This is a genomic window from Mycolicibacterium brisbanense (assembly GCF_001570425.1).
Taxonomy (GTDB): domain Bacteria; phylum Actinomycetota; class Actinomycetes; order Mycobacteriales; family Mycobacteriaceae; genus Mycobacterium; species Mycobacterium brisbanense.
In genome coordinates this window covers 241,179-259,448 of sequence record NZ_BCSX01000024.1, presented here as the reverse complement: position 1 = coordinate 259,448, position 18,270 = coordinate 241,179, and the positions used below count along the sequence as shown (strand labels likewise).

17 protein-coding genes are annotated in these 18,270 nt (G+C 65.8%); 7 read left to right on the top strand and 10 right to left on the bottom strand.

Features of this window, described 5'->3' with window-relative positions:
* Positions 1 to 78 precede the first annotated feature (78 nt).
* A complete protein-coding gene (locus RMCB_RS13965; RefSeq protein ID WP_062829236.1) occupies positions 79 to 291 on the bottom strand; it encodes a hypothetical protein in 213 nt (70 codons plus the stop codon).
* Between the two features lie 340 nt (positions 292 to 631).
* Between RMCB_RS13965 and RMCB_RS13960 the strand changes: the two genes are divergently transcribed.
* The 3 genes from RMCB_RS13960 to RMCB_RS13950 all read left to right on the top strand — a co-directional run bounded on the left by RMCB_RS13960 (position 632) and on the right by RMCB_RS13950 (position 3,415).
* Positions 632 to 1,438 (top strand): hypothetical protein, encoded by an 807-nt coding sequence (locus RMCB_RS13960; protein ID WP_062829235.1) that lies wholly within the window; start codon positions 632 to 634, stop codon positions 1,436 to 1,438.
* A 186-nt stretch (positions 1,439 to 1,624) separates the two neighbouring features.
* Positions 1,625 to 2,503, top strand: coding sequence for a cyclopropane mycolic acid synthase family methyltransferase (locus RMCB_RS13955; protein WP_062829536.1), 879 nt, complete (start codon positions 1,625 to 1,627; stop codon positions 2,501 to 2,503).
* 24 nt (positions 2,504 to 2,527) lie between these two features.
* Positions 2,528 to 3,415, top strand: a complete 888-nt coding sequence (locus RMCB_RS13950; RefSeq protein ID WP_072278470.1) for a cyclopropane mycolic acid synthase family methyltransferase — start codon at positions 2,528 to 2,530, stop codon at positions 3,413 to 3,415.
* Here the strand turns inward: RMCB_RS13950 and RMCB_RS13945 are convergent.
* Entirely contained in the window at positions 3,412 to 4,662 is a 1,251-nt protein-coding gene (locus tag RMCB_RS13945; protein WP_062829535.1) for a KasA/KasB family beta-ketoacyl-ACP synthase, read from the bottom strand. The two genes, RMCB_RS13950 and RMCB_RS13945, sit on opposite strands and share 4 nt — an antisense overlap.
* 97 nt (positions 4,663 to 4,759) lie before the next feature.
* On the opposite strand from RMCB_RS13945, the gene RMCB_RS13940 reads away from it, so the two are divergent.
* Positions 4,760 to 5,593, top strand: a complete 834-nt coding sequence (locus RMCB_RS13940; RefSeq protein ID WP_062829233.1) for an NYN domain-containing protein — start codon at positions 4,760 to 4,762, stop codon at positions 5,591 to 5,593.
* A gap of 4 nt (positions 5,594 to 5,597) precedes the next feature.
* Here RMCB_RS13940 and RMCB_RS13935 read toward each other — a convergent pair whose 3' ends face one another.
* From RMCB_RS13935 to galT, 3 genes are all read right to left on the bottom strand, one after another.
* Positions 5,598 to 6,779 (bottom strand): zinc-dependent alcohol dehydrogenase, encoded by a 1,182-nt coding sequence (locus RMCB_RS13935; protein ID WP_062829232.1) that lies wholly within the window; start codon positions 6,777 to 6,779, stop codon positions 5,598 to 5,600.
* Positions 6,780 to 6,865: 86 nt separating this feature from the next.
* Positions 6,866 to 7,951: a galactokinase gene (locus RMCB_RS13930; protein WP_062829231.1), complete on the bottom strand. Its 1,086-nt coding sequence runs from the start codon at positions 7,949 to 7,951 to the stop codon at positions 6,866 to 6,868.
* Positions 7,948 to 9,027: a galactose-1-phosphate uridylyltransferase gene (galT, locus tag RMCB_RS13925; protein ID WP_201028291.1), complete on the bottom strand. Its 1,080-nt coding sequence runs from the start codon at positions 9,025 to 9,027 to the stop codon at positions 7,948 to 7,950. Before galT ends, RMCB_RS13930 begins: the two co-directional genes overlap by 4 nt.
* 30 nt (positions 9,028 to 9,057) lie before the next feature.
* Here galT and RMCB_RS13920 point away from each other — a divergent pair, with 30 nt between their 5' ends.
* Both RMCB_RS13920 and RMCB_RS13915 read left to right on the top strand, forming a co-directional pair.
* The gene (locus RMCB_RS13920; protein ID WP_062829229.1) at positions 9,058 to 10,770 is read left to right on the top strand and encodes a sodium:solute symporter family protein; all 1,713 of its coding nucleotides are present in this window, start codon (positions 9,058 to 9,060) and stop codon (positions 10,768 to 10,770) included.
* A 9-nt stretch (positions 10,771 to 10,779) separates the two neighbouring features.
* On the top strand, positions 10,780 to 11,058 hold the full coding sequence (locus tag RMCB_RS13915) for an Asp23/Gls24 family envelope stress response protein (protein ID WP_234792098.1): 279 nt from the start codon (positions 10,780 to 10,782) through the stop codon (positions 11,056 to 11,058).
* Here RMCB_RS13915 and RMCB_RS13910 read toward each other — a convergent pair.
* From RMCB_RS13910 to RMCB_RS13890, 5 genes are all read right to left on the bottom strand, one after another.
* Positions 11,039 to 12,391 (bottom strand): glycoside hydrolase family 27 protein, encoded by a 1,353-nt coding sequence (locus RMCB_RS13910; RefSeq protein WP_062829227.1) that lies wholly within the window; start codon positions 12,389 to 12,391, stop codon positions 11,039 to 11,041. The two genes, RMCB_RS13915 and RMCB_RS13910, sit on opposite strands and share 20 nt — an antisense overlap.
* 6 nt (positions 12,392 to 12,397) lie before the next feature.
* The gene (locus tag RMCB_RS13905; protein WP_062829226.1) at positions 12,398 to 13,426 is read right to left on the bottom strand and encodes a patatin-like phospholipase family protein; all 1,029 of its coding nucleotides are present in this window, start codon (positions 13,424 to 13,426) and stop codon (positions 12,398 to 12,400) included.
* A gap of 53 nt (positions 13,427 to 13,479) precedes the next feature.
* Positions 13,480 to 14,958 carry an amino acid permease gene (locus tag RMCB_RS13900; RefSeq protein ID WP_062829225.1) on the bottom strand — a complete coding sequence of 493 codons (1,479 nt, stop codon included), beginning with the start codon at positions 14,956 to 14,958 and terminating at the stop codon, positions 13,480 to 13,482.
* Between the two features lie 188 nt (positions 14,959 to 15,146).
* The gene (locus tag RMCB_RS13895; protein ID WP_062829224.1) at positions 15,147 to 15,365 is read right to left on the bottom strand and encodes a hypothetical protein; all 219 of its coding nucleotides are present in this window, start codon (positions 15,363 to 15,365) and stop codon (positions 15,147 to 15,149) included.
* 257 nt (positions 15,366 to 15,622) lie between these two features.
* On the bottom strand, positions 15,623 to 16,282 hold the full coding sequence (locus tag RMCB_RS13890; RefSeq protein WP_131805524.1) for a hypothetical protein: 660 nt from the start codon (positions 16,280 to 16,282) through the stop codon (positions 15,623 to 15,625).
* A gap of 102 nt (positions 16,283 to 16,384) precedes the next feature.
* On the opposite strand from RMCB_RS13890, the gene RMCB_RS13885 reads away from it, so the two are divergent.
* Entirely contained in the window at positions 16,385 to 18,154 is a 1,770-nt protein-coding gene (locus RMCB_RS13885) for a lipase family protein (protein WP_062829222.1), read from the top strand.
* Positions 18,155 to 18,270: the final 116 nt, after the last annotated feature.

Below are 18,270 nucleotides of genomic sequence, written 5' to 3'. Positions count from 1 at the left end.
GTGCCAGGCTTAGACCGCCTTCACCTGCGTCAATATCTGCGTTTCGGACGTCTCGCGACTCTGCGCGAACCGTGCTGGCTATTTGGCGTGGTGGTTGCGCTGGTGGTGGTGATGCTCCGAGGTGCCCGGCTTGGGGGTGTTGTCCTGATGCGCGGTGGCGTCATGATGGCTGACCGACGGGCCGTGGTTGGCGACCGAAGTGTCGGCGTGGGCCGAGGCGGCACCCAGGAAGATGACCGCGGGGGCGGCGGCGAGGGCGAAACCGGCGGCGATGCGGCGGGTGATGGTCATGTCGACTCCTTTGTCGGATAAGGCTTTTCGGATTCCAACCGGTGTGTTCCGGTGTTGATATAAGAATGCCGCCGGCCCGACTCACCAACCATCGACCGACCGGCCCATACCCCGGCCGAATCGCCTGTCCCCCGATTGGGGGAAGGGCTCGCGGGGGGTCCGTACCTGCCCCATGAATTGCCGCGCCGACGGGCCATGTTGCGGGCATAGGATCGGCCAACAGATCTGAGGGGGAACCGTGACCGCAGAGCCCGCGGGTGAGCAGCTTGATGGCCAGTGAAGCCGACAACAAGGCCATCGTGAGCCCCACCAACAACAGTCGCCCCAACTGCAGCACACTGTGAGCGACGACGAGGTGCTGGCCCGGCTGCGCCGGGGCATCGCCGACATCGAGTCGACCGGCCCTGTCGACAAAGACGCGGCCGCGGCGGCCCGCAAGGCGCGCAAGGAGAAGCCGAAGCCGGGACCCGAGCCGCAGCCCGAGTTCGGCATCCCCGACGATGACGACTGGATGGACAACCTCCCGGTCTGGTTACGCGACGGCGAGAACGGCTTCGACCGGCGGTTGATGGAGGATCTCGCAGCCGCCGGATACCGTTGCTACACGATCAATCGGTTTCCCGGGCGCACCGTCCCCAAGGCCATTCCCATCGTTCTCGACTGGCTGGAGCACTTAGAGGAACGCATTCCCGGCCCGGAAACGCGTCACCGCGAACTGATTCGCGGCGGGTTGATCTGGCGGCTCAACGACCCGGCAGCCCGAGGCAATCGGCGCGCCATCGATCTCGTGATCACCCAGATACGCCGGCAGCAACCGCCACTGCCGTCCCCGTTCTCGGACGGCGCCGGGCAGGTGCTGGCCCGCATCGCGTTGCCCCGAGACTTCGAGCAACTCGTCGAGCTGTTCGGTGAACTCGATGACGACAACAGCGCAAAGTTCTTCCTCACCGAATACTTCGGCAAGGTGAAGACCACGCAGTCGCGCGACGTCGTGCTCCCCTACCTCGATCGATGGCCGAGCGTCGTGATTCCCACGCTGATCAAGATGAACGCCACCGGCGTGCGTCACCTGATCGAACCCCACCTGAAAGACAGCTGGCCGCCGACACGCAAGTACGCGCGCCGCGCAATGGAACGGCTCACCTGACCAAACAGATTTGCGCACAGCATCTTTCATGAGCTCGCAAGGAAGTCTGGCCAGCGAGCAATTAGCGGAGTAATGTTCCGAAGCGGCGTATGAAGAAGCGGTACGTCAGTCAGCTATCGAATCCTGCCAATAGACGGGCGGCGGATAGTGACAGCTACCCGATGCGATAAAACCAGAACACCTTTCATCGGCGCGCGGCCCGGCGAACGACACGGGTCGACGGCAGACGAAGTCCGCTCTCATTACGACTTGTCCAACGACTTCTTCCGGTTGTGGCAAGACCCCACCCAGACCTACAGCTGCGCCTACTTCGAACGTGACGACATGACGTTGGAGCAGGCACAGATGGCGAAAGTCGATCTGGCCCTTGGCAAACTGGGCCTGCAACCGGGGATGACTTTGCTCGACATCGGGTGCGGCTGGGGCTCGACCATCATGCGCGCGGTGGAGAAATACGACGTCAACGTCATCGGCCTGACGCTCTCACACAATCAGCTCGAACATATCGAGCAGCGTTTCGCACAGTCTGACAGCAAGCGCAGCAAAGAGGTTCGGCTACAGCCGTGGGAAGACTTCACCGAGCCGGTCGACCGGATCGTGTCGATCGGGGCGTTCGAGCACTTCGGCTTCGAGAAATATGACGACTACTTCAAGAAGACGTACGACCTGTTGCCCGACGACGGTGTCATGCTGCTCCACACCATCGTCTCCACCAGCAAGGAAGAGGTCGCCGAACTCGGGCTGCCGACCACCATGTCGCTGATGCGGTTCTTCAGGTTCATCGTCACCGAGATCTATCCGGGCGGCCGGATCCCGCTGATCGCGATGGTCGAAGACCACGCCACCACAGCAGGATTCGACGTGACCCGCAAACAACGCCTGCGTCCGCATTACGTCCGCACCCTGGACACCTGGGCCGCCAACCTGGAAGCCCACAAGGATGAGGCCATCGCGATCACGTCCGACGAGGTCTACGAGCGCTATCTGAAGTACTTGACGGGCTGCGCGGACCTGTTCCGCAAGGGCTACACCGACGTATGCCAATTCACCTGCGAGAAAACATAACTCAATCACAGAGGGGGTCATCCGATGGCTGAGAGCAGCACGGCTACGGCGCAGATGCGGCCGTACTTCGAGGATGTGCAAGCCCACTACGACCTCTCGGACGACTTCTTCGGACTCTTCCAGGACCCGTCGCGAACGTACAGTTGCGCGTTCTACGCGCGCGACGACATGACGCTCGAAGAGGCTCAGATGGCCAAGATCGACCTCGCCCTGGACAAACTCGGCCTGCAGCCCGGTATGACGTTGCTCGACGTCGGGTGTGGCTGGGGTGCGCTGATGAAGCGCGCGATCGAGAAGTACGACGTCAACGTCGTCGGCTTGACCTTGAGCAGGAACCAGCACGCGTACACGCAAAGCCTTTTGGACACTGTCGCCACCGATCGGTCGCACCAGGTGCACCTGCGGGGCTGGGAACAGTTCGACGATCCCGTGGACCGCATCGTGAGTATCGAGGCTTTCGAGGCCTTCGGAAAGTCGCGGTACGCAGCGTTTTTCGACATGGCACACCGGGTTCTGCCTGCCGCGGGGTCGATGGTGCTGGAGACGATCTTCACCCATCCGATCAACTACTGGCGCGAGCACGCGATCCCGGTGACCATCAGCGACATGAAGTTCACGCGGTTCATCGGCAAAGAGATATTCCCCGGCGGCCAGCTGCCCTCCGACGAGGACGTCCTCGAATACTCTTCCGGTTCCGGCTTTTCCACCGTCGAGCTGCAACTGATGAATCCACATTACGTGCGCACGCTCGACACCTGGGCGGCGAATCTGGCCGAGCAGCGGGACGCGGCGATCGCCACGACCTCGACCGAGGTCTACGAGCGATACATGCACTACCTGACGGGTTGTGCCGACTTCTTCCGCCGCGGTATCGCGGAGGTCGCGCAGTTCACGCTCGTCAAGCGAAACTAGTACGCCCCGAAGGCCAACGCCACGTTGTTGCCGCCGAACCCGAACGAGTCGCTGATCGCATAGCGGAATCGGCCGCGGCGCGGCTGGTCTGCCACCACGTCCAGATCGATCTCAGGATCGTGGTTCTTGTGGTTCAAGGTCGGCGGGATGACACCGTCGCGCAGGGCCTGCACCGTCAGCACCGCCTCCACCGCACCTGCGGCCCCCAGCGAATGGCCCAGCGCCGCTTTGGGTGCGTATACCGCGGGTGTCTGCGCGCCGAGGGCGCGGTGGATGGCATGCGCCTCGGCTTGATCACCAACGACCGTTCCGGTCGCGTGAGCATTGACGTGATCGATGTCGGCCGGGGTGAGGCCGGCCAGTTGGATGGCCCGGCTGATGGCGGCGCCGGCCTGCTCACCTTCGGGATCCGGTGCCACGACGTCATGACAGTCGCAGGTGATCCCGACTCCCATGAGCCGAGCGAGGATACGGGCGCCGCGCGCCTTGGCGTGCTCCTCGGTTTCGATGAGCATCAATGCGCCACCCTCACCGAACACCATGCCGTCGCGGTCGGCGTCGAACGGACGGCACGCAGCAGACGGATCCTGGTTGTAGGTCGACAGCATGCCCAACTGGCAGAACGCCGCGACGGGCACCGCCTCGATCCACGATTCGACACCGCCGCAGATGGCGATGTCGGCGTCACCGAAGATGATGTGCCGCCACGCATGAGCGATGGCCGAGGCCCCTGACGCGTCGGCCATCAGTGGTGAGATGACGCCCGCCTTGGCTTGCCGCTCCAAACCAACCGCGGCAGCCGCACCGTTGGGCATGTACTTCGGGATCGCCGTCGGAGGCACCGCACGCAATCCCTTTTGCAGCCAGGTGTCGTACTGGAGGGTGAGTTCTTCGGTCGAACCCAGCGCCAGACCGATCGAGACGAGCAGCCGCCGGGTGTCGACGTCGGGGGCGCCTGCGCTCTCCCACAGTCGCCGGCCGAGCACCGTCGCCATCTGCCCGGTGTACGAAAGACGTTTCCGCTCAACACGACTAAGAATCTCGTCGAGATTCTCCGTGAGCTGCCCACCAATCCTGACGGGCGAATCGAATTCCGTCACGAACGGGCTGTCGAGGTCGCGAATACCGGTGCGGCCCTCCAGCAACAACTGCCAGGTCTCCTCGGCCTCCGCCGCCAGTGCAGTCGTCGATACCGCCGCCGTAACCACGACGTCGGCCAATCCATCGCCTGTAGTCTTTGCACCCATCATGGCCCCTTGAGGTGACAGCAATAACTGTAGGACTACCCACGCCGGCGCGGGTCTAAATCAGCACAGTCGGGCATTCATAAGCCAGACTGAGTTCGTGACCGAACCCGCCACCCGCGTCGCGGTCTACCTCGACTTCGACAACATCGTCATCTCACGTTACGACCAGGTCAACGGCCGCAGCTCGTTTCAACGTGACAAGGCCAAGGGACTCGACGCGGACAAGCTCGCCAAGGCCACCGTCGACGTCGCCGCGATCCTCGACTTCGCGTCGTCCTTCGGAACCCTGGTACTCACCCGCGCCTACGCGGACTGGTCGGCCGACGTCAACGCGGGATACCGCGAACAGCTCGTGGGGCGCGCCGTGGACCTGGTGCAGTTGTTCCCGGCCGCGGCATATGGCAAGAACGGCGCCGACATCCGGCTCGCGGTCGACGCCGTCGAGGACATGTTCCGGCTGCCCGACCTCACGCATGTGGTGATCGTGGCCGGCGACTCGGACTACATTCCGCTCGCACAACGCTGCAAGCGGCTGGGGCGTTACGTCGTCGGCATCGGGGTCGCGGGCTCGTCGAGCCGCGCGTTGGCGGCGGCGTGCGACGAATTCGTCATCTACGACGCGCTTCCCGGCGTCCCCACCCCGGAACCGGCCCCAGAACCCAAGCAGCAGAAGCGCACCCGCAAAACCGCTGAGCCGGACCCGCAGGCCGAGGCCACCGCGTTGCTCACCCGCGCCCTGCGGATCGGGCTGGAAAAGGACGACGTGGAGTGGCTGCACAATTCGGTGGTCAAGGCGCAGATGAAACGCATGGACCCGTCGTTCAGCGAGAAGTCGCTGGGTTTCCGGTCTTTCAGTGATTTCCTGCGGTCGCGCTCCGACGTCGTCGAGCTGGACGAGAGTTCGACGACGCGGATGGTGAAGCTGCGGTAGCCGGTCAGGGCTTCAGCATCATCTTGACCGCACCGTCCTGCTTTTTCTGGAACAGCTCGTAGGCCCGCGGCGCGTCGTCGAGCGGCAGAACATGGCTTGCGAAGGTGTCGACACCCAGCGGATCGTCGTCGGTGAGCAGCGGCATGATGTCGTCGACCCACTTCTTGACGTTGGCCTGCCCCATCCGGAGTTGCACCTGCTTGTCGAACAGCGTCAACATGGGCAGCGGATCGGCGCTGCCGCCGTACACCCCGATGAGCGATATGGTGCCACCGCGCCGCACGATGTCGATCGCCGAGTACAACGCGTCGAGCCGGTCGAGTCCGGCCACCTGCATCATGGGTTTCGCGATCATGTCCGGCAACGCCGCCGTCACCCGCTGCATGGCCTGCGCGACCGGTGAACCATGCGACTCCATCCCCACCGCATCGATCACCGAATCCGTGCCGCGGCCGCCGGTCATCGACCGGATCTCATCGCCCAGCGAGCGGTCGAGGCCGTCGAGGTCGACCGTGGTGATCCCGCGGGCCTCCGCGCGCAGCAGCCGCTCGGGCACCCGGTCGACTGCGATGACCCGGTAGCCGAGGTGACTGGCGATGCGCGCCGACATGTCCCCGATCGGGCCCAGCCCCAGGACGGTGACGGACCCGCCGTCGGGGATGTCGGCGTAGGCGACCGCCTGCCAGGCGGTCGGCAGCACGTCGGACAGATAGACGAACCGCGAGTCGGGCGGTCCCTCGGGCACTTTGATGTGCGTGAACTGGGCCTGGGGCACCCGCAGGTACTCCGCCTGACCGCCGGGCACCTCGCCGTAGAGCTCCGAGTAGCCGAACAGAGCCGCGCCTTTGCCCTGCTCGCGTACCTGCGTGGTCTCGCACTGCGTGTAGAACTGCCGGTCGCACATGTAACAGTGGCCGCAGGAGATCTGGAACGGGACGACCACCCGGTCGCCGACGGCCAGGTCACCGACGGACGAGCCCACCTCTCGTACGATGCCCATGGCCTCGTGGCCGAGGATGTCGCCCTCGTGCATGAAGGCGCCGAGCACTTCGTACAGGTGCAGGTCGCTGCCGCAGATGTTGGTGGAGGTGACTTCGATGATCGCGTCATCCGGTTTTTCGATTTTCGGATCCGCGACGGTGTCCACCCGTACATCGCGTCGCCCGTGCCACGTTACCGCTTTCACAGCAATTCCCCGTCCGCTGGTTCCGTCGGCTTGATCGGCGCACCCGCGCAAGCCCTGGGCGCTCGGCTACCCCGGGAATCTGGGCACTAAACGCCGAGCCCCGCCCCATTTCCCGCGTGGGTTCTGGTGATCGTCGGGTCTTGATAGCCCGCAGCGGCGACAGCCCGGCGCACCGCGTCGCCGACGGCGTCGGCCCGCTCGTCGGGTACGAGCGCGATGACGCAGCCGCCGAAGCCGCCACCGGTCATCCGTGCACCGAACGCGCCCGCCTGCACGGCGGTCGCCGCGATGAGGTCGAGGTGCGGCGTGGTGATCTCGAAGTCGTCGCGCATCGACGCATGCGATGCGGTCCACAGCGCACCGGCTGCGGTGAAGTCCGAAGTAGCCAGCGCCGCAACGCAATCGAGCACACGCTGGTTTTCGGTGACGATGTGACGCGCCCGCCGGGCATCGACGGGATCTTTGACGACCTCGAGCGCCGACGTCGTGGAGACCTCACGCAGCGACGCCACACCGAGAGCGGACGCTGCGCGTTCACACGATGCGCGCCGGGCCGCGTACTCGCCGCCGGCGTGCGCGTGCCGGGCGTGCGAGTCGATCAACAGCAGCGCCGTGCCGGACGATTCAGGGTCGAACGGCACCGACTGAACGGTGACGTCACGAAAGTCGATGAGCATGGCCTGCGCGGGTTCCCCGAACAGGGAGGCCAGCTGGTCGAGTAGACCTGTGGGCGCGCCGACGTACTCGTTCTCGGCGCGCTGGGCAAGGCGGGCCTGGTTGATGCGGTCGAGTTCGATGCCCGCTGACGTGAGGAGGGCACCGAGGACCGCGCATTCCAAGGCCGCCGACGACGACAGCCCCGAGCCCACCTCGACGTCGCTGGTGATCGTCATCGTCCCGCCCGGTACCGCATGCCCGGCGCAGCGCAGCGCCCACACGACCCCGGCGACATAACCGGCCCAGTCCGTCACGCCGCCGGGCATCGTCGCGAGCGGAACCCGCACCGACCCGTCGCCCAGCGCGCTCGAAACCTCCAGCACGTCAGAGGTATCCGGGTCGAACACCACCGATGTGCGCTGCGGCAACGCGATCGGCAATGCGAATCCCAGGTTGTAGTCGGTGTGTTCGCCGATGAGGTTCACCCGGCCCGGCGCGGAGTATCGGACGGTCATGCCAGTTCCCGCAGCCGCTGCGCCACGCTCTCGGGCGTCACGTCACCGATGAACGCATCCATGGCCGATTCGGAACCGGCCAGATATTTCAGCTTGGTGGCGCTGCGGCGAATGGACATCAGCTCGATGTGAAAGTAGCCGTCGCCCTGCACACCGGCGCCCGAATACTGGTGCAGCGCCGATATGTACGGCAACGGCGCCGAGTACATGCGGTCGAAACGGCCCAACACGTCGAGGTAGATTGAGGCCAGCGCGTCGCACTCCGCGGTGGAAAGTTCAACGACGTTGGGCACCAAGCGGTTCGGGTAGATGTGTACCTCGACGGGCCAGCGGGCCGCGAACGGCACGAATGCGGTGAACAGGTCGTTCTGCGCCACCAGCCGCTGGCCGTTGGCTTGCTCGGCGGCCAGCAGCGACTCAAAGAGGTTGCCGCCGTGAATCTCCCGGAACTCGGCGGCTTGGCGCAACATGACCTCCGTGCGCGGCGTCAGGTATGGGTAGGCGTAGATCTGGCCGTGCGGGTGGGTCAGCGTCACGCCGATCTCCTCGCCGCGGTTCTCGAAGCAGAAGACCTGCTCCACACCGGTCCGCTTGAGAAGGTCGGCGGTGCGGTGCCGCCACGCGTCGACCACCAGCCGGGCGTGCGGGAGGGGGAGCGCTCCGAACGATCCTGTGTGGTTGCTGGTAAAGCAGATCACCTCGCAGCGACCGTAGCCGGGTGCCGCGACGAAGCCGGCAGTTTCCGGTGGCCCCACCACACCCTCCCCCGCCAGGCTCGGGAAGCGGTTCTCGAACACCACCACGTCGTAGTCCGGCGCGGGGATCTCACTGGTCTCGCCCGTCGGCCCGGGGCACAGCGGGCACTGGTCTGGCGGCGGCTTGTAGGTGCGGTCCTGCCGAGCGGCCGCGATGATCACCCACTGCCCGGTCGTCCGGTCGAACCGCAGTTCGGTCGGATGCGACCCGCCCGGGCCGAGCGGCCGTTGATCGGGCACCGGGGCGGGCACATGGCCTGGCAGCGCGAAGAAAAACAGGTCGCGACCGTCGGCCAGTTTCCAATGTGTCGGCTCCGTCACACTTCGGAACACTAGTATCTTTCCTGACCTCTGGACGAAGGAGCGAAAACGGATACCAACGTCCTGCACTTGAACGTCGGCATACTCGACTATGCGCTGATCGCGATCTATTTCGTATTCGTGCTCGGCATCGGCCTTCTGGCGCGCAGCCAGATCACGTCCAGCCTCGATTTCTTCCTGTCCGGCCGCCGGCTACCCGCCTGGGTCACCGGCATCGCGTTCGTGTCGGCGAATCTGGGCGCGGTCGAGATCATGGGCATGTCGGCCAACGGCGCCCAAATCGGCCTGGCCACAATGCATTACTACTGGATCGGCGCCGTCCCGGCGATGCTGTTCCTCGGCGTGATCATGATGCCGTTCTACTACGGCTCCAAGGTGCGAAGCGTCCCGGAATTCATGCGCCGACGCTTCGGCCCCGGCGCTCACCTGGTGAACGCCATCAGCTTTGCCGTTGCGCAGGTGCTGATCGCCGGGGTGAACCTGTTCCTGCTGGCGACGGTGATCAACGCGTTGCTCGGTTGGTCGCAATGGGTTTCGCTGATCGTCGCCGCGGCGATCGTGCTGACCTACACCGCACTGGGCGGTCTGTCGGCGGCGATCTACAACGAAGTTCTGCAGTTCTTCGTCATCCTCGCCGCACTCGTACCGCTGACGATCTTCGGGCTCATCAAGGTCGGTGGCTGGAACGGTCTGCGGGACAAGGTGATCAACACCGTCAAAGCCGACGGCTCGGTGACGGCCACCACCCACGAGCAGCTCACCACCTGGCCCGGCCAGGCGCTCAGCGGTTTCACCAGCCCCGTGTGGTCGGTGATCGGCATCGTGTTCGGCCTCGGGTTCGTGCTGTCCTTCGGCTACTGGACCACCAACTTCGTCGAGGTGCAACGCGCCATGGCGTCCAGCTCGATGTCGGCGGCGCGCCGCGCGCCGATCATCGGCTCGTTCCCGAAGATGCTCATCCCGTTCGTGGTGGTGCTTCCCGGCATGATCGCCGCAGCCACCATCGGCGACGTGATGCAGCTGAAGTCCACGGGCAGCGGCCAGGTCACCTACAACGACGCCATCCTGCTCATGGTCCGCGACATCCTGCCCAACGGTCTGCTCGGGGTGGCCGTCACGGGCCTGATCGCGTCGTTCATGGCCGGTATGGCCGCCAACGTCTCGGCGTTCAACACGGTGTTCAGCTACGACATCTGGCAGCAGTACATCGTCAAAGATCGCCCCGACCACTACTACATCCAGGTCGGCCGGTTCGCGACGATCGCCGCGACGGTGCTGGCGATCTTCACCGCGCTGATCGCCTCGGGTTACTCCAACCTGATGGACTACCTGCAGACGCTGTTCGGCTTCTTCAACGCGCCACTGTTCGCGACGTTCATCCTCGGCATGTTCTGGAAGCGGATGACCGCCACCGCCGGCTGGACCGGCCTGGTGGCCGGGACACTGTCCGCCATCACCGTTTTCGCGCTGTCCAAGGCGGGCGTAATCGACTTGCCGGGGCAGGGCATGCCGTTCCTGGCCGCCAGCGCCGCGTTCGTCGTCGACATCATCGTCAGCGTCGTGGTCAGTTTGGTGACCGCACCCAAACCGGAGGCGGAGCTCACCGGGCTGGTGTACTCACAGACCCCGGTGAAGCTGTTCGGCGATCCCGAGGATGCCGGAAAACCGTGGTACCTCAAGCCCGTTCCGCTGGCCGGCGTGATGTTGGCCTGCGTCGTCGTCCTCAACATCGTGTTCCATTAGGAGGTGCCGGTGTTTACGCGTCTGTTCGACATCCGCAATATCGTGGGTGCGCTGCTGGGCATCTTCGGCGTGCTCCTGACCATCGCCGGGCTCGCGCCCACGATTCTCGGTCCGCACCAGCCATCCACCGCGCACAACACGGTCGACCTGTACGTCGGTACCAGCGCCAACTGGTGGGTGGGCCTGGTGCTGATCGCCGTGGCGGCGACATTCATCGTGTGGGCGCTGCTGCGTCCCGTCCCCGTCGAGGAGATATCTGCCGAGACGTCTACCGACACCCCGGACTGACCTTGAGCAGCGTCACCGTGTGCGGGGGTACCGGCTCGCGGCCGATGACATCCAGGGTGTGGGTCTTGGTGCGGGCCCACAGATCTCGTACCGCGTAGCAGGTTGCCGGGCCCATCCCGATCTGCACGGCCGTCGTGGAGATGAGCTGCGGTGTGTCGGCCGAGTTGTACAGCGCGACAGCCACTGTGCCGTCGGAGAGCGGCTTGACCAGGACCCGGGGATCGGCCATCGGCCGTGCGGGACCGACCGAGGGATCCTGGTCGATCGCGATCACGTCGGGGTTGATGAGAATGTCCCGCGTCTGGGTATCGATCGACCGGACATCGTTGCCGGCGATCAGCGGTGCCGACAGCATGGCCCACAGCGACAGGTTCGCCCGCTGTTCGTCGGCAGTCATGTCGGGTTGCCTGAGCAGAAGCTGGCTGAGCTGAGCGTCGGGCATCTCCGTCGGGCTGACCTTCAGATGGTTGCGGACCGACGGTAGGTGGTGTGCGACGAAATCGCTCCAGCTCACGCCGACGACGAGAGCGTCGGGATCGGTCCAGTACCCGCGCTTGCTCGGCCCGACAACCTTTGCGGCAGCAGCAAATTGGTCAGGTGTGCCGCGGAAGGCGTGGTCGCCGAACGGATCCGCCGGCCCGAGCGGGGGCATGGTGTCTCTCCACACCGGCACCAGATCAGTTGTGGTGCGGGCCATGTCGGCGACATCGGACCAGTCATAGCGTGAGCCCGCGGTCGGATCGTCGGAGCTGTTGGGGTTGATGCTGTACAGGATCGGACGACCGGTGGCGCGCAACGCGTCCCGCATCGCGGTGAACACCTTCACCTGGTGCGTGTGGTCGGCCTCGTCACGGCACCAGTCGTACTTCAGGTAGTCCACACCCCAGTCGGCGAACTCGTGCGCGTCGGTGTCCTCATGCCCCACGCTGGCGAGTGCGGGCTGGGCGCTGCACCGCTCGTCGAACGGGCTGGCGTAGAGCCCGAGCAGCATGCCGCGGTCGTGAGCGTGCCGGGCCACCGCAGCCATGCCGTCGGGAAACCGCGTCGGGTCTGCCTGCAACTCGCCGTTGGAATCCCGTTGCGGCGCAGCCCAACCCGCGTCGATGTTGACGTAGCGGTAGCCGGCCTCACGCATCCCGGACGAGACCATCGCATCGATGGTCTCGTCGATGTTCTTCTCCGTGAGCGCGATGCCGGAGTTCCACGAGTTCCATCCCATCGGCGGGGTCGAGGGAATGGGCGCCGGCGGCGCCGACGTGTGCGCCGTCGCGCAACCCGCTTGCAGCGCAACGATCACGCCCAGCACGACCATGGCCCCCAACACCCGCCGCATCGCGGATCAGCTCACCGGATGGTCCGCGCGAAAGCGCTCGATGTAGGCCGGCCAGTTCCAGGTGGCCAGGAAGTCGGTGGTGGCCTGGTACCCGTTGTCGTAGAGCACCTCGGCTTCGTCGCGGGTGATGTCGAAGTCGAGCACCCCGGTGGCAGTGGAATCCACCTGGATCGCCCGCACCTTCACCCACGGTTGATTGAGGTAGGTCTGGTCGTGGCCGACCAGCATCGTGGTGATCAAGCTCTCCAGCAGCGGCGGTCCGTGCAGAGGCGCCAGCCCGGGAATCAACTGCTCGATGGTCGGCGCGGGCAGGTAGGGAATCACGGTCGCGCCGAACGTGGGCCACCGCGGCACCTTGCCGTCGGGCCGGTCGAAGGAGTCGATGGGGAAATTGGACAGCACTCCCCCGTCGACGAGGGTGTACTGCTCCCCGCCGACCCCTTCGAGGGTGACCGGCTGGAACAGGAACGGGATTGCCATCGAAGCGCGCACCGCATCGGCCACCAACTGCTCATCCGGATCCAGACCGTAGAGCCGCCGGTAATCCCAAGGCAGCCGCACCAATTGGCCCGATGTCAGATCGGTGGCGGTGACCACCAGGCGGTAGCGCCGGTCCGGCGGCAGTTGGTCGTCGTCGATGGCCAAGTCGCCAAAGGTGCTGACGCCCAGGTTCTTCAGCTCGGTGCGCATCCAGGAATGCGCGAAATCCCCGCGGTAGATCCCGGTCTCACGCAGCAGCCCCCAGGCCGGGCCCAGAATCGGGATGCGTTCGATGGGCCCGCTGTCCCGGAACTTCCGGTAGGGCACGCTCAGCGCCAGCTCCCGCAGCTGCTCGCTGGTCAGCTGATCGCCCTGCGCCGCCGCAGCCACGACCGCGCCGACCAGCGAACCCGCCGACGTGCCCGATATCCGCTGGAGCTCATATCCCGCGTCTTTCAGCGCGACGGCGGCACCCACCAGCCCGATGCCCTTGACGCCGCCACCGGACAGCACGAGGTCGGCACGCAGACGGCGTGGATTGTGATTGGCAGCCATGGCCCCAGCCTGGCACGCGATGCTGGGGATCTCCTCGGATTCGCCGCAGGGGCCTATGGCTCGTCGGCCCCAACGGTGTCGACGCGTTCCCCGACCGGGACCGTGATGCGGTCGCGGCACTTCACGTACACGGCCACGCCGAGAATGCCCAGGCTCACCAGGGAGATCACCATGCTCCAGTTGACAAACCACGGCTGCCCGGGCTGCGTGCGCGGCCACAACACGTTGAGCACCTCGAAGGCCAGCCATGCGGCGGCCGCGTACGTCACCGGAGCACCCCAGCGTCCCAGCGTGAACGCCCCGGGAACCCAGCGCCCGGCGAGCCGGGTGAGTGCGGCGGCGAAGACCGGGACGGCAAACGCGATGTAGGGACCCATCACCGAGAAGTTGACCAGCACGTTGTACAGGTCGGAGCCGGCGAACAACAGGAAGAACGCGGCGACCACCGCGGTCAGCCCGATCGCCCGGATCGGCATCCGCTCGGGACCACCCAGCTTCGACAGGAACGCCGCGCCGGGAAGAGCGCGGTCACGCGCCATCCCGTACACCGCCCGCGACACCGCCGACTGCACCGCCAGGCATGCCGACATGAAGCCGATGACAAACATCAGCAGCAGCGGCTTGGCGATCGAGGAACCCAGCTGCGCCGTCAGGGTTGCCGACACCGGGTCGTCACTCTGCTCGCTGAGCACCGCCGACAGATCGGGGATCGCGAGGATGACGGCGGCCGCGGAGTACATCACGATGATGCCGACCAGGAGCAGGGCGAAGACGATGGCCTTCGGCACGTTGCGTTCCGGGTTTTCGACCTCCTCGGCGATCGACCCTGCCGACTCGAACCCCAGGAACGCCCAGCCCACAAAGGCGACCGCGATGAGCATGGTGCTCAACGTGCTTCCGGAGCTATCCGGGAGACCTTGGAAAAGCGTCGACACCGGGTTGACGCGATGGAACAGCAACAGCACGGTGCCCAGCCCGACCGAGCCGACGATCTCGCAGATGATGCTCGCGACGATCATGACCTTGAGGACCTGGCGGCCGATCATGTTGGCGGCCGTGGTGAAGCAGATGACGCCGATCGAGACCGCGGCAAGGAGCCAGCGGCTGGGCGACTCGACTCCGAACACTTCGAGGATGAATCCCGCGGCGGCGTAGGCCATCGTGGAGAGGGTCAGGGTGAGCCCCCAGATGTAGGCCCATGCCGCCGTCCAGCCCCAGGTTGTGCCCTTGGCGTGCCGCGCCCACTGGTAGACGCTGCCCGCGTACGGAAAACGCGAGGCCAGTTCACCGAAGACCAGCGCGACGAGCAACTGGCCGCACAGCACGATCGGGAAGGCCCAGAAGAACCGGGGCCCTGCCGCGAACAGGCCGAGGGCGAAGATCGCGTACAGCGCCACGATCGGCGAGATGTCGGCGAACGCGAGGGACAACGCGGCTCGGAAGCCGAAGCCGCGGTTCAGGACATCGTGACCGGTCGCGCGCGACGGCGTCACCGGATCGTCGGCGACGCTCTCTGGGCTGCCAAGGGCCATTGTTTCTCCTTGAGGCTGAAGTGGCCCAATCGTGACGATCGGCGTGACAACGCGCCAGCCGCATCGAGGCACATCCTCACCTGGGAAGTTTGTGCGAATGTCTAAGGATGGCCCGCAGCGGACCTGCTCAAGGGTGCCCACACAAGTGAAGAGCCCGGACAATGTCCGGGCTCCTCGGGCAACGCCGATCAGGCGTGGTTGTTCTGGTGGTGGTGATGCACCGCGGTGCCGGGCTGCGGGAAGTTCTGCTGGCCCGGGAACGCCTCGTGGTGGCTCACCGACGGTCCGGTGTTGACGGGCGAGACATCGGCGCGGGCCGAGGCGGCACCGAGGAAGATGAGGACCGGAGCGGCGACGAGAGTGACACCAGCGGCGTATCCGGCGGCGATGCGGCAGGAGATGCTCATGATCAGATCCTTTGTCTCAGTGAGCTTTTGAAGTTCTCATCCGGTGTGATCCGGTGTTGAGAAAAGAATGCCCCACTGCGACACACGTCAGTATCGACCGACCGGCCCACGCATCAGATGAACCTGCTGTCCCCCGATCGGGGGAAGTCGGGCGAGCAGACACAGAGGTCCGGGAACTGCGGCGTGTCGGGGTACCTCAGTGACTGCTCGCGAGAGAAGTGCTGGCGCGAGAGAAGTGCTGGCGCGGGAGGAGGTGCCTAGGCCGTGCCGACGTAATAGGCCTTGGCGACGGTGTGCTTGGTCGGCGTGCCTGTCTCGGTGCCAACCTCGACGGTCCAGCCGTCGGGACCGCGGTGAATTCCGGACGCGTCGTCGGGCGACGTGCCCCAGATCCCGATCAGCTCGGGCCCTTTGCCGCATGTATAGGCCGGGGCGCCGCGCTGGCCCCAGGCTCCGCCGATCACGGCGCGGCACTGGGTCCCGTCGTCGAGCGCCAGCGCCATCGGGACGGCGTCGCCGCTGCGCGGCTCGCTCGGATCGCCCAGCCCCGTGGCGTTGCGCAGATAGAGCGTGGTGCTGAACGGATCGGCCAGACACAGCACCGCCGCACCGTTCTCGGTCGGCCAGCAGGCATCGCCCGAATCGGCAGTGCCGCCGCACCAGCGGATCCCGGTGCCGACGTCATAGGGCGACGTGCCCCAGCAGTCGACCGGGGTGTCGCGGTGGCTCTCGTCCTGCGACCACCCGTTCTGGAGGTTGCCTTTGGCGTCAACAGGTTTCAGCACCACCCGCTCCGGGCCGGCGGGCCCGGGCGTCGAGCTGGGCGCGCCCGCGGAATCGTGGCTGCCGCAACCGGCCAGCACAACACATGCTGCAGCCGCCGCCGCGAGCAGACCCGTCACATCCATCCGCGCCATATCGCTCTCCTCAGCCGTCAGAGTTGGTTGATCGTAGCCAGCGCCTGCCCCTTACCGATCACTAACGTGGTGGCGACACCACCCGCGATCAGGAGCTGAACAATGCACGTCGTCTTCCTGCACGGCATCGGAGACGGAAACCGCGACTACGACTGGCTCGACGGGCTCAACCGGGGCCTCACCCAGGCCGGGTTCGAGCCCGTCGACCGCGCCGACGTGCTCGCACCGCGCTACGCCGACCTGCTCAAGACCGACGGCATCTCCGCCAAGCTCCCGGCCATCACCTACAAGGCCAAGGACGACGCGCTGGCACGCCGCGAGTTCGAGCGCCGCCAGGCCCGCGTGCAGCGCCTGCTGCGCCAGGAGTTCGGGGTGCGCACCTACGGGTTCAACCTGATTCCCGACCCGGTCTGGAACGCCGCACCCGGCGCCGTCGTCGACTACCTGTCCATGTACGACCTCGACCAGGTTCGTCGCTACATCGGCAATGACGGGCTGCGCGCCGCGATCATGCTGCGGATCATCAACGCACTGCCCGACGACGGCGAGGTCGTGCTGATCGGGCACAGCCTCGGCAGCGTCATCGCCATCGACCTGCTCGACCACCTGCCCGAGCAGTTACATGTGCGGCGGTTCATCACGATCGGCAGCCCGGCCGGCATCCGCGCCCTGCACGAGGGCAGCGAGCGGCTGCTCAAGCGGTTCCCCTACAGCCGCGTCGACGACTGGTCGAACTTCCTCAACGTGCGTGACATCGTCACCGGCGGAAGGGGTTTGGCGTCGACATTTCCCGGCGCACAGGACTTCATGCTGACCGTGCGCGGGCACCAGGCCGACACCTATCTGGGTGATCCGGCGGTCGCCGGGCTCATCGCCGACGCGTTGTACCCGCCGGTCGAGCCGGCCGCCCCGACGGGCACCGACATCGCGGTGCGGATGAGCGAAGCCGAGGCCTCGGCACTGCTCGTGCAGCATTTCGGCGAGGCCGTCGCGCGCCATATCAAGGATTCCGAGCGGGCCGACCGGTATCGCGCGACACTGCAGATCCTGCGCGACGACCTGGCCGCCCAGCTCGCCCAGCAGGCCGCCGGCGGGCAGCTGCTCGCCCCGGAACTGCAGGAAATCATCGCCGGTAGTCTGCCGACCCTGCCGCACCGGTGGGAACTGCACGAGGCGATCGGCGAACTCGTGGTGCTGGCCCTGACCAACTGCGTCACGCCCTACGAGATCGACACCGGTGACGCCCCGATCAAGGCACTGGAGGACATCGCCGAGGCGCTCGGCTTCCGCCGCGACGTCGGCAAGACCGTGGCCACCGCGATCAAAGATGTACAGGCCGCTGTCAGCGGTAAGAGCGGGGTGCCGTGGGGCCGGGTGCTCACCGCCGCGGCCGGTGTGGCACTGATCGCGGCCGGACCGGTCGGGTTGGCCGTGGCCGCCCCGGCCGGTGCGTTCGGTGCGGCCGCGGTCGCGGGCGGACTGGCCGCATTCGGTCCGGGCGGCATGGTGGGCGGGCTGGCGATGGTGAGCGGTCTGGCAGGCACCGGCGCCGCGACGACAGCGGCGGCGCTGGCCAGCGGGCACGGAACTGCCGAAGCCACACCGAATCTCGACAAACTCATGATGCGGGTGGCCGCCGAGCATGCCCGCAAACTACTGGATCTCGGCTACGACAGCCGGCTCTGGTATCAGGTCACCGACTTCGAAAGCCAGGTCTCGGCGGTGATCAACCGGCTCGAGCCGTTCAACGATCCCAAGTCGGCGCGAGTCACCCAGTTGACCGCGGCGAAAGTCGCGATCAATGCGTTGCTGCAATTCATGTCTGCAAACGGATTGGCGCCCAACGCAATCACCGACGGCGACGAGCCGTGAAAATAGCAATCGAAATTGAAAGTCAACGTACGGCAACGAAATAATAAACATGCATTGGAAATTTCGTTCGCGGTCTTACCCTTTCGTCAATGGTCATTCATTGAACAGGGGGACAG